The 13,272-nt window shown below is 38.8% G+C and carries 16 protein-coding genes; all 16 read right to left on the reverse strand.

Annotated elements, in window-relative coordinates; translation table 11 throughout:
- On the reverse strand, positions 1-342 hold a 342-nt coding region (gene ndk, locus CD31_RS18410), incomplete at its 3' end, for a nucleoside-diphosphate kinase (protein WP_036079850.1).
- Positions 343-428: 86 nt separating this feature from the next.
- Entirely contained in the window at positions 429-1,403 is a 975-nt protein-coding gene (hepT, locus tag CD31_RS18415) for a heptaprenyl diphosphate synthase component II (protein WP_016994416.1), read from the reverse strand.
- Positions 1,404-1,422: 19 nt separating this feature from the next.
- Positions 1,423-2,127, reverse strand: a complete 705-nt coding sequence (locus CD31_RS18420) for a demethylmenaquinone methyltransferase (protein ID WP_036079853.1) — start codon at positions 2,125-2,127, stop codon at positions 1,423-1,425.
- A 15-nt stretch (positions 2,128-2,142) separates the two neighbouring features.
- On the reverse strand, positions 2,143-2,910 hold the full coding sequence (locus tag CD31_RS18425) for a heptaprenyl diphosphate synthase component 1 (protein ID WP_016994418.1): 768 nt from the start codon (positions 2,908-2,910) through the stop codon (positions 2,143-2,145).
- A 263-nt stretch (positions 2,911-3,173) separates the two neighbouring features.
- Complete coding sequence (gene mtrB, locus CD31_RS18430) at positions 3,174-3,392, reverse strand: trp RNA-binding attenuation protein MtrB (RefSeq protein WP_004232621.1); 219 nt, start codon at positions 3,390-3,392, stop codon at positions 3,174-3,176.
- Positions 3,393-3,454: 62 nt separating this feature from the next.
- The gene (gene folE, locus CD31_RS18435; RefSeq protein ID WP_036079855.1) at positions 3,455-4,024 is read right to left on the reverse strand and encodes a GTP cyclohydrolase I FolE; all 570 of its coding nucleotides are present in this window, start codon (positions 4,022-4,024) and stop codon (positions 3,455-3,457) included.
- 220 nt (positions 4,025-4,244) lie between these two features.
- A complete protein-coding gene (locus tag CD31_RS18440) occupies positions 4,245-4,517 on the reverse strand; it encodes an HU family DNA-binding protein (RefSeq protein ID WP_004232618.1) in 273 nt (90 codons plus the stop codon).
- Positions 4,518-4,715: 198 nt separating this feature from the next.
- Positions 4,716-6,194, reverse strand: a complete 1,479-nt coding sequence (gene spoIVA, locus CD31_RS18445) for a stage IV sporulation protein A (RefSeq protein WP_016993351.1) — start codon at positions 6,192-6,194, stop codon at positions 4,716-4,718.
- 92 nt (positions 6,195-6,286) lie between these two features.
- Positions 6,287-7,069, reverse strand: coding sequence for a hypothetical protein (locus tag CD31_RS18450; protein WP_036079857.1), 783 nt, complete (start codon positions 7,067-7,069; stop codon positions 6,287-6,289).
- A 22-nt stretch (positions 7,070-7,091) separates the two neighbouring features.
- The gene (locus CD31_RS18455; RefSeq protein WP_004232605.1) at positions 7,092-7,304 is read right to left on the reverse strand and encodes a DUF2768 domain-containing protein; all 213 of its coding nucleotides are present in this window, start codon (positions 7,302-7,304) and stop codon (positions 7,092-7,094) included.
- Positions 7,305-7,527: 223 nt separating this feature from the next.
- Entirely contained in the window at positions 7,528-8,544 is a 1,017-nt protein-coding gene (locus tag CD31_RS18460; protein ID WP_036079859.1) for an NAD(P)H-dependent glycerol-3-phosphate dehydrogenase, read from the reverse strand.
- Between the two features lie 109 nt (positions 8,545-8,653).
- A complete protein-coding gene (gene der, locus CD31_RS18465; RefSeq protein ID WP_036079862.1) occupies positions 8,654-9,964 on the reverse strand; it encodes a ribosome biogenesis GTPase Der in 1,311 nt (436 codons plus the stop codon).
- A 242-nt stretch (positions 9,965-10,206) separates the two neighbouring features.
- Positions 10,207-10,431, reverse strand: coding sequence for a hypothetical protein (locus CD31_RS18470; protein WP_036079864.1), 225 nt, complete (start codon positions 10,429-10,431; stop codon positions 10,207-10,209).
- A 101-nt stretch (positions 10,432-10,532) separates the two neighbouring features.
- A complete protein-coding gene (rpsA, locus tag CD31_RS18475; RefSeq protein ID WP_016993346.1) occupies positions 10,533-11,669 on the reverse strand; it encodes a 30S ribosomal protein S1 in 1,137 nt (378 codons plus the stop codon).
- Positions 11,670-11,771: 102 nt separating this feature from the next.
- Entirely contained in the window at positions 11,772-12,446 is a 675-nt protein-coding gene (cmk, locus tag CD31_RS18480; protein WP_036079867.1) for a (d)CMP kinase, read from the reverse strand.
- Positions 12,447-12,539: 93 nt separating this feature from the next.
- Entirely contained in the window at positions 12,540-13,199 is a 660-nt protein-coding gene (locus CD31_RS18485) for a flagellar brake protein (RefSeq protein WP_036079870.1), read from the reverse strand.
- Between the last annotated feature and the right edge of the window lie 73 nt (positions 13,200-13,272).

Raw genomic sequence — 13,272 nt, forward strand, 5'->3', positions numbered from 1 at the left:
GTTGTGAGAAACAGTTGTTGCGTAGTCACCACGGATTGTACCTGGGTTAGATTCTTCAGGTTTTGTTGCACCCATCATTGTACGAGCAAGCTTGATTACGTTCTCGCCTTCCCATACCATAGCGAATACAGGACCAGAAGTGATGAAATCAACTAATTCACCAAAGAATGGACGCTCAGCATGCTCAGCATAGTGCTTTTCAGCTAATTCTTTAGGAATTACCATTAATTTAGCACCTTTCATTACAAAACCGCGACGTTCAAAACGATCAACGATGTCTCCTACTACTTGACGTTCAACGCCGTCAGGCTTAACCATTAAAAAAGTTTGTTCAATTGCCATGTTTAAAACACTCCTTAAATTCGTCTAACAGGTTTTACACCTACCGATAAATATTAACAAAAAATGAGCCTTTGTACAACAAAAAGCTAGAATTTGCGCTTACCCATGAACAATGCAACATCACGTAATTTTTTCTTAACGGGATGTTTTGGTAAAGCATCAATTTCCTGTAAGGCTTTTTTCAAATATTTATCACTCATACGATTAGCTTGCTCAATTGCATGAGATTTACGCACATATTGCAACATATTTTGACGTTCCGATTCTGTTAACGTGCCTGCAAACACTTTAACTAAGTAAGGCTGCATCTCCGGATCATCTTTCAATAATAAAATCGGTAAAGTAATATTGCCCTGCAGTAAATCACTACCTGCTGGCTTCCCTAGTTCTTTATCGGTTGCCATAATATCTAAAACATCATCGATAATTTGGAAGCTCATGCCCACAAAGTAGCCGAAGCGCTTTAAATGCCGAACTGTTTTAGCATCAACCCCAGCTGCCACAGCCCCTAGCTCACAGCTTGAAGAAATAAGTAATGCTGTTTTGCGTTTGATTCTTCTAAAATAATCTTTTAAACCTTGATCTAATCTAAATTTATCTTCTATTTGAATGACTTCACCGTTACAAATCTCCACCATCGTACGGGCTAAAATTTGATGAACAAGTGGGTCTTCTAACTTTGTTATATATTCTAGCGCACGTGCGAAAATAAAATCGCCTGTGTACATCGCTACCCTGTTATTCCACTGTGATTTGACAGTCGGGCGCCCTCTTCGCATATTGGAGTCGTCAATGACATCATCATGTACAAGCGATGCCATATGAATGAGTTCTAAAGGTACTGCTACATCCTTCATCTTCTCAATGTCATAATCACCAAATTTTGCGCCTAGTAACACAAAAATTGGTCGTATCCGTTTGCCACCAGCTTGTAATAAATGGAGAGAAGCATCGTTGATCAAATATGAAGACGAGTCCACCGCTTTTTCTAACTCTCGTTCAATGATATCGATATCTGATTTCAAATCGGAATAGAGTAGTTTTAACTTCATCTTTTCCACGTGTGAAAACCTTCCCCCATTAACGTACCTTTTTAAAGCCCATATGCATTGCCGCAGCCCCGCCACTGTATGCTTTGTACGTTACTTTTTCTAATCCTGCCTGCTGAAACAATGCCGCTAACTTCTTCATACCTGGGAAATCATTCGCAGATTCCTGAAGCCAAGAATACTCCTTATAGCTTTTCGCAAATATTTTACCAAATATCGGCATTATATATTTAAAATAAAAACGGAACAGTTGACGATAACCAGGAATTTCAGATTGAGATGTTTCTAAACATACCACCATACCACCTGGTTTAACAACACGATGCATTTCCTTCAATACTTGTAAATAATCAGGTACATTACGAAGACCAAAGCCAATCGTCACATAATCAAACGTATCATCTGGGAAAGGTAATTCCATCGCATTTCCATGAATTAGTTCAATTTGTGGGTATGGCTCTACCTTTTTCTCGCCAACTTTTAGCATGTTTTGACTAAAGTCAAGCCCTTTTACTTCTCCACTTTCACCAACAGCCTCTGCCAATGCGATCGTCCAGTCTGCCGTGCCACAGCATACATCAAGTGCTTTTGATCCAGGTTTGACTGCCATGTGCTTCATCGTATCGTTACGCCAGCCAACATGCATCTGGAAACTAATTACACCATTCATTTTATCGTAGTTTTCCGAAATACTTTCAAATACTTCGTGAACGTGTTCTTCTTTCGTTTTAGCCATTTTGAAAAACCTCTCTTATCCGTTAGTAGAAGCAATGGATGCCTCTACATGTGCATGTAAAGCTTGTTTGATATCACTTTGTAAAAAGGTTGCCTGATTAATAATCTGTGATAGCTCTGTTTTTAAATGCACAATTTTCCTTTGGATGACGCTATTAAAGGTTGCGCCATTACGTCTGACACTTTCTTCTAGTGCCTTACCCATTAAAGACATTTGACCACGTTGATAAGCTGTCCATTCTTTTTCTAAACGCAAGATTAATAAGCTTTTTTCTACAAGCGGTATATATTTACCGAAAGAATAAAGATCAAAAAATTGAGCAATTAACCCAGATTCTATCGTACTCATCGATGCATACCACTGTTCGATTGTTCGTTGTTCATTTTCATAAACTTTAATTTGTTGTTCACAACGTACCACAATACCTTGTGACAGGTTTCGAATCAATGCGACATTCCCTGACATCGCTAATATTTCATAATAACGACCACTATAAAAATCCCCAGCTAAAACGGTAAGCTGCTGTTCTTTTGATGTTGCGTCTAATTCTTTTATATGATCGTGAGCCGCTAATGCTGCGTACACTATGCCAACAGTAATTGCAGCCTCTTGTTGCTCTTGTTGCCACTCTTCACCATTCAAAAACGGGATTAGCAAATAAAACAATTGATTTTCATCTAGCACAGGTACACCTGTGTATTTTTGCAAAGTTCTATGACGAACATCCATGAAAATCTCTGTTTTTAACTGTGCAATTGAATTTTGAATGTATGTTGCATTCATAGACCTTACTCCATTTCACTTTCAGATACGTTAGCCCTATACAAGGCTGAACGCTTGCTTACTGAGTCATTATAGCATACGCAACGATGCGGAATAAAAAAAATTTGCTTTCTTCATAGGACAGGCAGTAAAGCTTTCCCATAATTAAATGTAGGAATGCTAACTGCCCATAAACCTTATACTCAGTTTTTCACATCTAGTGTTTTTATATGTGCTTGTTGTACGCTAAACAAAATTAAAACTATCGTCAGAAACAAATTTTCTTATTTTTTCGCTTCGCTATTGATCACGCCATGTGCTGTATGAATTTGCGCTTTACCGCGTATTTTCATGGCAGACGTGTGTTCTGTAAATTGTGCAATCATTACTTCGCCGGCATCTAATTTCTCTGAATGATGGAATTTCGTATCTGTTCCACGTGTTAATCCAATGACATGTACACCATCTTCTTCTGCTTGTATAACAATATAATCTTGTGACATCTTTGTACACTCCTTAAATCCGACAAATTCTTAGTTCATCATAACATAATTAGACACGCAATTTAAGACATTTGAATAAATGACAGCACTTCTCTACGTTTCACTTCATCTTCCTCATAAATACCGCGTGCAACAGAGGTCACCGTTTTGGAACCAGGTTTTTTCAATCCACGCATTGTCATACACATATGCTCAGCCTCGATCACAACATAAACACCCTTTGGCGCAAGCATCTCCATAATCGTGTCCGCTACTGAAGAGGTAATACGCTCTTGTAGTTGTGGTCTGCGGGCAATCGTCTCCACTGCACGTCCTAATTTACTCAGCCCAGCAACAACACCGTCATTTGGTATGTATGCAACATGTGCTTTGCCATAGAAAGGAACTAGATGATGCTCACACATCGAATAAAATGGAATATCTTTGACAAGCACTAATTCTTCATGTTCCTCATGAAACACCGTTTTAAAATAATCCTTAGCATCCTCATGTAAGCCGCTGAACATTTCAGCATACATTTTTGCTACACGCTTCGGCGTATCCAATAAACCTTCACGATTTACATCTTCACCTACTGCTTCTAAAATCATTTTTACCGCTTCTTCTATTTTCAATAAATCAATATTCGACATTCAAAAAACCCTCCTGCGTATCAAAACATTACACATTTCCCTATGCATCGTAGCACATCCAAAAGGTAAGCGCAAAATGACTTACCTGATTCATCAGAAATTCGTTTCTAGATTAGCAAATCACTGTATATTATTATGTAAAATTTAAATTTGAAGTTAAAAAGAGCAGCCTTCATGTTCGTTAACATGAAGGCTGCTCTATGTAACTACTAGACGTGTATTATTTTACCGCGTCTTTAAGCGCTTTACCTGGTTTGAAAGCAGGCACCTTGCTAGCAGCGATTTCGATTTCTTTACCAGTTTGTGGGTTACGACCTTTACGAGCCGCACGTTCACGTACTTCAAAGTTACCAAAACCAATTAATTGTACTTTGTCACCCTTTGCAAGAGCATCTTGAATTGTATCAAATACAGCTTCAACTGCTTTAGAAGCGTCTTTTTTAGAAAGACCTGCAGCTTCAGCAACAGAGTTTACTAATTCTGTTTTATTCACACCATTCACCTCCTCTCAAAGGGTCATGAACCAATTCTGTAAAAAGAGTAACACATAGAAAACCGCTACGCAACTGTATTCATACATGATTATAACCAAAAAATCAGTTTTTCACCCAAAAAACAAAAATAAAAGGACTTTTCGCATAAAAACGAAAAGCCCTGCGTATATTTTTTGCATTTTTTCTGAATTTTATCACTATAAAATAAATGTTACTAAACCACGATCTCCTTCGTTGACCATACGTTCAATCGTCTGACGCATACGTTTTTTGGCAGTAGGTGGAACTGCATCCATTTTATAACGAATTCCTTCTTTTAATACTTCATGTAATGGTGTGCCAAAAAGTTGTGTATTCCAAAGGGCATCACGATCATGTAAATAAGCATGATTTAAATCTTTTAGAAGTTGCTGACTATGGAACTCTGAGCCAATTAACGGTGCAAATTCTGACTCCATGTCAACTCGAATAATATGATAGGATGGTGCTTTCGCCTTCATTCGTACGCCAAAGAAATTATTCTGTTTAATGAGCTCTGGGGCTGTTGGCTCAAATTCCTGCATCATTGGCAATGTCACACCATAGCCTGTCGTATCAGCATCGTGAATAGCACTTTTAAAGCGTTTTTGGGCCTCTTTTGCCTCTGCTGCCTCTTTGATAAAGAGTAACCAATCTTTTTTCGTTTCAATTGGTTCCTCTAGCCATTCATTACAAACTGATTTATACAGTTCACCCTGGAGGGATACCCGAATCACTGCCGTTCCAACACCTGCATCTACATGAACTACTTCACTTTGGTCAATAAAGTCAATGGCTTTAAAGGCATCCGATGCCTGTTGCACATCTCGAATTTTCATTACAGAGGAAAGGACTTCCTCCATTGAATCAATCAATGCAACATTTAATGGATGTGTGGCATCTAATACATCCAGCCAGTCTGGTTTCTCCACCTCAATTGTACGAATTGGGAATTCAAATAACGCCTCTTGTAAAATATATTGAATATCCGTTTCTCTCATTTGATCAATGGACATTGCAATAACAGGAACATTGTAACGTTCAAACAATTCATTACGAAGCTGAACTGTTTCTTCTCTTGCGGGCATTTGGCAATTGAGTAGGATGACAAATGGCTTGCCGATGTCTTTTAATTGCTCTACAATTTCCTCTTCTGCCTTTTCTGCTGCCCGGCGACTGATTCCGTTCACTGTACCATCAGTCGTCACGACAATACCAATATTCGCATGGTCGCGAATCACCTTATCTGTTCCAATTTTAGCGGCTTCCTGAAATGGAATAGGCTCCGTATGCCAAGGCGTATGAACAAATTTTGGTCCATTTTCGTCCTCATAGCCTTTTGTGCCATCAATAATATAACCAACACAATCTGCTAATCGAATTTGGAATGGCATTTCATCTTCACCGACCACAATACGGGTTGCTTGGGCAGGCACAAACTTCGGCTCAGCAGTCATAATGACTGGCCCCGGAGAACTTTGTGGCAACTCATCTTGTGCTCGCATTCTTTCCGTTTCATCCACAATGTTTGGTAACACGACTGATTCCATTACCTTTTTTACAAATGTTGATTTACCTACACGTACTGGACCGACAACACCAATATAAACATCGCCATTTGTGCGCTCTGCAATTTCTCTAAATACTGCTTCACTCAAGGTTTCTGCCTCCTTTATCTACGCTTTTTCACTATATGCGAGCCTGTAGACAAATATGAAAAAGCCCCTCACAAATGTAAGGAGCTTGTTTGCTATTTTTCTTTTTTCTCGGCGGCTTCTGCCTCTTGTTTTTGTCGTTCTTTCGCTTTTTTGACATCCGCATTATACGTTTCCATATCATAGATTGGCTCTCCATTCTCGTCCACTGTATATGGAATCGAATAGGCAGGTACTACAGGATATTTGTCGACAAGCAATTGGCGAATATCATCACCAGGCTTTACATTCGGCTTATCCTCTTTTAAAAGCTGGCCTAAATCCACAGCATAGTCTACATGTAATTCACCATCACCAGTCATGAAAAGCGGTAACTCGACGCCAGAATAGGGACTTTTTACAGTTACCTCTGTTTTATAACCCAAATCTTTATAGTTGATCTGATAAACATTATCCGAAATTGACCCTTTTATTGGTAAATACTGTGTAGATAGTTTACGAATACCTATTTCCCGTATACGCTCTGCCGCGTTTAAATCTACTAATTTGACTGATGCCTCATTTTCCGGATCCCAAATGATATATTGATATATTCCACCTTTTTCATAGGCATTCCCAGGAATTGTCGTCAAATACTTCGGCATAAGTTTTTCAAAATCGATTAAATATTTGATATAGATATCCGTATCTAGCTCACTATTTTTAATTGGTACTAGCCCACCTGTTGCTTCACGGTATTCGTCTACGGCACGTTGAACTGCCGCTAGTTGATCGACATCAGGCGTGACCTTAGCCCTTTTTTCGTCTTCTGGGTACGCACATCCTACTAGCAATATGGCGGTTGCAAATACCAACAGCAAAGCACTTAGTTTTTTCATGTTACTGACACCTCATTATTTTTTATGCTGGCCAAGTGGCAACTACAAGTACCATTAAAAATGTGCCAAGTCCAAACAGTATGTATGCACATAAATTTACGACTGTTCGTAAAAATACATTTGAAATCTTATTTCGAGCTAAATAAATTAAGCCGACTGATATAATCATAAATGCGATGCAATAAAACGACACCCACATTACATCAAGTGCAGGCATATGAGCTAACGGGCCCATTTCAAATAACCACCTTTCTTTGAATGTCAAGACACAATCAAAGTATATTATACTATGTGCTTTTGCTAAAAAGAAATAGTTGTCCCATAACTATCAAGAAATGGACAACTCTTTTAGCATGTATTTCTATTCAACTAGTTGCACACAATAAGGCGTCTCAACAGATTCGTTGAGACACCTTATTTATGTCCGTTTTATGACAAGTCTAATCAAAAAATTAATATTAATGCTTCATATCGTCTATTTCTCGTTTTTTCATACGCATCATTAAGGCATCTACTGCCACTTTCGGTTCAACATCATTAAATAGCACACTATAGAGCTCTGTTGAAATCGGCATGGCTACATCATATTTTTCTGCTAATTGATAGGCTGCCTTCGTGGTACGGACACCTTCTACGACCATGCCCATTTGATCCAGTACTTCTTGTAGCTTCATACCTTGCCCTAACATATTTCCTGCACGCCAGTTTCGTGAGTGGACACTTGTACAGGTTACAATTAAATCCCCCATACCTGTAAGCCCTGAGAACGTAAATGGATTACCACCCATTTTTACACCTAACCGTGAAATCTCTGCAAGACCTCGTGTAATAAGTGCCGCTTTCGCATTGTCTCCATAATTTAAGCCATCAGTAATACCTGCCGCTAAAGCAATGACGTTTTTCAACGCTCCCCCTATTTCCACACCAATGATATCCTCATTTGTATAGACGCGGAAGAACTGATTCATAAATAAATCCTGTACCTTTTCAGCAGCATCAATATTGGCACACGCTGCCGTAACCGTTGTAGGATGATGCAACACCACTTCTTCTGCATGACTTGGCCCAGAAAGAACAACAATTTCTTCCACATACATAGCAGGTAAGCTCTCTGCTATAATTTCAGATATTCGTTTTAAAGAGTCAGGCTCAATTCCTTTCGAAACATGGACAAACAACACTTTTTTTGTTAATTCAGCCGTTAGTTTCTCGCATACTTCACGAATCGCTTTTGTTGGAACAGCCACAACAATGGTCTCTGCATGAGAAGCTACCTTCGCCATATCACTCGTCGCATGTAAATTTACAGGTAGAATGGTTTCTGGTAAATATTTTTTATTCGTATGCAGTTGATTGATTTCTTCTGCCTGCTCAGCTCTATGTGTCCATACAAGCGTATCATGTCCATTTTCCGCTAGTACCATTGCCAGTGCAGTACCCCATGACCCTGCCCCTAACACACAAACTTTTTCCATAACAAAATCCTCCCTTTGTTGGGTTGTCTATAAGTAAGTTCTTTCTTGTAAAAAGACGCCACCCAACAATAATGTCGGGTTGGCGTATTGTATGTGTATAGCTATTGCCTTAAGCACGCGCACGTGTAATTAAACGAATTGGCGTTCCTTCAAAGTCAAATGTTTCGCGAATGCGATTTTCTAAGAAGCGTTCGTATGAGAAATGCATAAGCTCAGGTTCATTCACAAAAACAACGAATGTTGGTGGCTTAATTGCTACCTGCGTAGCATAGTAAATACGTAAACGACGCCCTTTATCTGTCGGTGCAGGATTACGTGCCACTGAGTCCTCAATCACTTCATTTAAAATAGAGGACTGAATACGCATCGCATGATTCTCGCTGACACGTTGGATAATCGGTAAAATTTGATGCACACGCTGTTTTGTATTCGCCGACACAAAAATAATTGGTGCATAGTCTAAAAATAGGAAGTGCTCACGAATTTGCTGTGTAAAGACATTCATTGTTTTTTCATCTTTTTCAATGGCATCCCATTTATTCACAACGATGATTACAGCTTTTCCAGCCTCGTGCGCATAGCCAGCAATTTTCTTATCTTGCTCCTGAATGCCTTCTTCTGCATTCAGTACCACTAAAACAACATCTGAGCGTTCAATGGCACGGAGCGCACGTAACACAGAATATTTCTCTGTTGTTTCATAGATCTTTCCTTTTTTACGCATACCCGCCGTATCAATAATGACATATTCCTGTCCATCATACGCATAAGGCGTATCAATTGCATCACGTGTTGTCCCAGCAATATTACTTACAATAACACGTTCCTGCCCTAAGAAAGCATTCACTAAAGAGGATTTCCCAACATTCGGACGACCAATTAAAGAGAATTTAATGACATCATCGCCATATTGCTCTTCATCTTCTTGCGGGAAATGTTTCGCACATTCGTCCAATAAATCCCCTAAGCCTAAGCCGTGGGAACCTGAGATTGGCCAAGGTTCACCGAAGCCAAGTGCATAAAAATCATAAATCATTTCACGCATATCAGGATTATCAATTTTATTGACCGCTAATACGACTGGTTTTTTAGTTTTGTATAAAATTTTAGCAACTTGCTCATCTGCTGCCGTTACTCCCTCACGACCATTTGTCATAAAAATAATAACGTCCGCTTCTTCAATGGCGATTTCAGCTTGTTGACGAATTTGCTCTAAAAACGGCTCGTCTCCAATTTCAATCCCACCTGTATCAATAATATTAAAATCATGTGTCAACCACTCTGCCGAACTATAAATACGATCACGTGTTACGCCTGGGATATCCTCCACAATCGAAACACGTTCTCCAACGATACGATTAAAAATCGTCGACTTACCTACGTTCGGACGACCTACGATGGCTACTACTGGTTTCGTCATCTGTACTTCATCCTTCCAACTTCTTGTCTTTCGCTATTATACACGAAAAATGCCATTATATCATATCATATCCATAATGTAGAACGCTATGTATGGCGATAAAAGGTGTTACCTCTTTTTTTGAGCGTGCTATCAGGTGTTCTAAAGGTTTTATCGCCTTTTTAATTACTATCCTCTATTTTGAGAATCTTATCCGCTACTTTTAGAGTTTTATCCTTCATTTCTAAGATTTTATCCTATTCTTAATTGCTATCCTTCAATTCGGGTATCTTATCCGCTACTTTTAAAGTTTTATCCTTCATTTCTGAAATCTTATCCGCTACTTTTAAAGTTGTATCCTTCAATTTAAAGATTTTATACTCTTCTAAATTGTTATCCTTCACTTCGGGTATCTTATCCACTACTTTTAAAGTTTTATCCTTCATTTCTGAAATCTTATCCGCTACTTTTAAAGTTTTAACCGTCATTTCAAAGACTTTATCCTCTCCTCAATCGCTATCCTTCACTTTCAAAATCCTATCAGCCATAAAAATAGCGAGGATACATTCATGCATCCTCGCTTTATACATTATTTAAAGTTTTTCAGTTTATCGCCAATGACATCACCGAATGAGAAGCCTGTGTTCTCTTCAGGTAATTCATAGTCGATTACTTCTTCTGCTTCTGGATTTTCTAGTAATTCTTTAATACTTAGGGCTAGACGGCCTTCTTCAGCATTGACATCAAGGACCTTCACCTGTACTTCTTGTCCCTCTTTTAATGCTTCATGTGGCGTGTTAATGTGCTTATGCGCAATTTGCGATATATGCACTAAACCTTCAACGCCTGGGAATACTTCCACAAATGCGCCGAATGAAGTAAGTCGCTTCACTCTGCCGTCTAAAATAGTGCCTTTTGCTGCACGTTCTTCAATATTTGACCATGGTCCAGGAATAGTTTCTTTAATAGATAAAGAAATACGTTCATTTTCTGGGTCCACTGACAGAACTTTTACTTTTACATCTTGTCCTTCAGCTAAAACCTCACTCACATCACTCACATGCTCATGTGATACCTGTGAGATGTGTACAAGGCCATCAATACCACCTAGGTCGATGAATGCACCAAATGACGCGAGACGCTGTACTTTACCATCCAATACATCGCCAGCTTTTATTTGATTAATAACATTTTTCTTTTGTGAAGCTTTCTCTGCTTCAACTACTGCACGATGAGATAAAATAAGGCGATTCTTGTCTTTATCAAGCTCAACAATTTTAAAGCTTAATGTTTGTCCCTTATAGCCTTCAAAATCATCGACAAAATAGTCCTCCACAAGCGATGCTGGTACAAAGCCACGTACACCTAAATCTACGACAAGACCACCTTTAACAATATCCTTAACTTCCGCTTCAAAAATTTCCTCAGCGGCAAATTGCTGCTCCAGTGTATCCCATGCTTTTAAAGCATCCACTTTACGTTTTGATAGGACAAAGTTTTCTTCTTCTACCTTTGTAATCATCAACTCTAATTCATCTCCAACTGAGATGACATCAGACGCTTTCTCAATGTGTAAGCTTGATAATTCACTAATCGGTACAATACCATCAAATGGAGCACCTGGAATTGATACAGATACTGCCTTTTCATCAACCTGCGCGGCAATGCCTTTGACGATATCACCCTCGTTAAACGTTTGTTCTGCATAGTTCATTTCTTCAGACATATGTAACCCTCCTTCGCATCTTCCCTTACTATTTTATTCGATATTGAAGACAAAGACAAAAATAAATCCTTTAAATTCAAAAAATGTCTGAAATTTTAGGATTTATAGCATTTTTTCTTCTGCTAATTTTAAAATAGCTTGTGCTGCATCATCAATGGACAATGCTGTTGTATCTAAAAATATAGCATCTTCAGCTTGAATCAGTGGCGATGCTTCACGCTCACTATCCTTTTTATCACGTAATGCAATTTCTTCCTGAAGTTTTTCAAGAGAGGAGTCAATTCCTCTTTTTTGATTATCAATCAAGCGTCGTCTAGCACGCTCCTCTACAGTTGCAGACATGAAAATCTTTAGCTCTGCATCCTTCAAGACATGTGTAGCAATATCGCGGCCATCCATGACAACACCACCATTAGCTGCAAGCTTTTGCTGTTGGGCAACTAATAGCTCACGAACCTTCGCATGGGCGGCTACTTGTGAGACTGATGAAGTGACCTCATTAGAGCGTATTTCCGCTGAGACGTTGTGACCATCTAAATAGACAAGCTGTCCTTGTGGGGATGGTTTTAATTCAATTGTGCTTACTTCAAGCATCTCTGCTAATTTTGCTTCATCATCTAAATGTATGTTTTGTTGCATCGCTTTATACGTAACTGCTCGATACATTGCACCTGTGTCAATGTAAGTAAATCCAAGTGCTTCAGCAACAATTTTCGCGATTGTACTTTTGCCTGCACCAGCTGGCCCGTCTATCGCAATTTGAATGTTTTTCTTCATATTCTTCCCTACTTTCTGCACCTCTTATTGTATCATATAACCTCAAAAAAGCCCTCTACTAGGAGAGGGCATCATCAAAATATTCGTAGGACATTAAACATGGAAAGGATTCATTTCTTTCCGTCGATTAACTAATTGACGTTCAAAGCAAAAACGGACAATATGCTGTTGATCGACATCATCTGTATCTGTTAATTGGATTGTCGCAATGCGCTTATCCTCTTTTTCAAAAATACGGACGATCAGCGCTTCTGTAATGACATATTTAACATCTCCATTGGCAAATGGCAATACAATCGTTAATTTTACTTCATCACCCTCATTGAAAGCTACCTGACCTTTCAACAAGACTGCGAGGCCTCCTGCACTAATATCCACAGTCACGAGCTGATATTTATAATCTTTCAACTGAATAGCCACATCTACTGGTGTCTCCACACGAACGTATTCTCGTCGTTGAATTTTTATAAACTCTTCTGGTGTTGGACAATGCAACATAATCATTGGGATATTACCTGCTTTACGGCCAACTACCTCTGTATTAAAGGCAAAGGATTGCTTATCCTCAGTGCGAAAAGTTGCTCTAAATTCTGAGCCATCTATTAAAAATGCCGTTTTCTTTGTTGCCATATTAACAGGATAATCAATATAGAGAATATTATCTTTTTGCTCTACAACTTTACAGCGGAATTTCTCCAAACGCTCTGTATAAGTTGGTTCAAGTTGTAATTGTGTACCAATTTTTATTTCCATGAGCATCTCCCCGTTGCGAAAAATATAGTTTAATTATCTCATGAGAAGCTGATTTTGGCTATAAAAATTGGTA

It is taken from the genome of Lysinibacillus boronitolerans JCM 21713 = 10a = NBRC 103108, from assembly GCF_000772935.1.
Classification (GTDB): domain Bacteria; phylum Bacillota; class Bacilli; order Bacillales_A; family Planococcaceae; genus Lysinibacillus; species Lysinibacillus boronitolerans.

Coding starts and splice junctions, on each gene's coding strand:
- CD31_RS18420 (WP_036079853.1), bottom strand. CDS start 2,127: ATGGCTAAAACGAAAGAAGAACACGTTCACGAAGTATTTGAAAGTATT.
- CD31_RS18425 (WP_016994418.1), bottom strand. CDS start 2,910: ATGAATGCAACATACATTCAAAATTCAATTGCACAGTTAAAAACAGAG.
- mtrB (WP_004232621.1), bottom strand. CDS start 3,392: ATGTCACAAGATTATATTGTTATACAAGCAGAAGAAGATGGTGTACAT.
- folE (WP_036079855.1), bottom strand. CDS start 4,024: ATGTCGAATATTGATTTATTGAAAATAGAAGAAGCGGTAAAAATGATT.
- CD31_RS18450 (WP_036079857.1), bottom strand. CDS start 7,069: ATGAAAAAACTAAGTGCTTTGCTGTTGGTATTTGCAACCGCCATATTG.
- CD31_RS18455 (WP_004232605.1), bottom strand. CDS start 7,304: ATGGGCCCGTTAGCTCATATGCCTGCACTTGATGTAATGTGGGTGTCG.
- CD31_RS18460 (WP_036079859.1), bottom strand. CDS start 8,544: ATGGAAAAAGTTTGTGTGTTAGGGGCAGGGTCATGGGGTACTGCACTG.
- der (WP_036079862.1), bottom strand. CDS start 9,964: ATGACGAAACCAGTAGTAGCCATCGTAGGTCGTCCGAACGTAGGTAAG.
- CD31_RS18470 (WP_036079864.1), bottom strand. CDS start 10,431: ATGACGGTTAAAACTTTAAAAGTAGCGGATAAGATTTCAGAAATGAAG.
- rpsA (WP_016993346.1), bottom strand. CDS start 11,669: ATGTCTGAAGAAATGAACTATGCAGAACAAACGTTTAACGAGGGTGAT.
- cmk (WP_036079867.1), bottom strand. CDS start 12,446: ATGAAGAAAAACATTCAAATTGCGATAGACGGGCCAGCTGGTGCAGGC.
- CD31_RS18485 (WP_036079870.1), bottom strand. CDS start 13,199: ATGGAAATAAAAATTGGTACACAATTACAACTTGAACCAACTTATACA.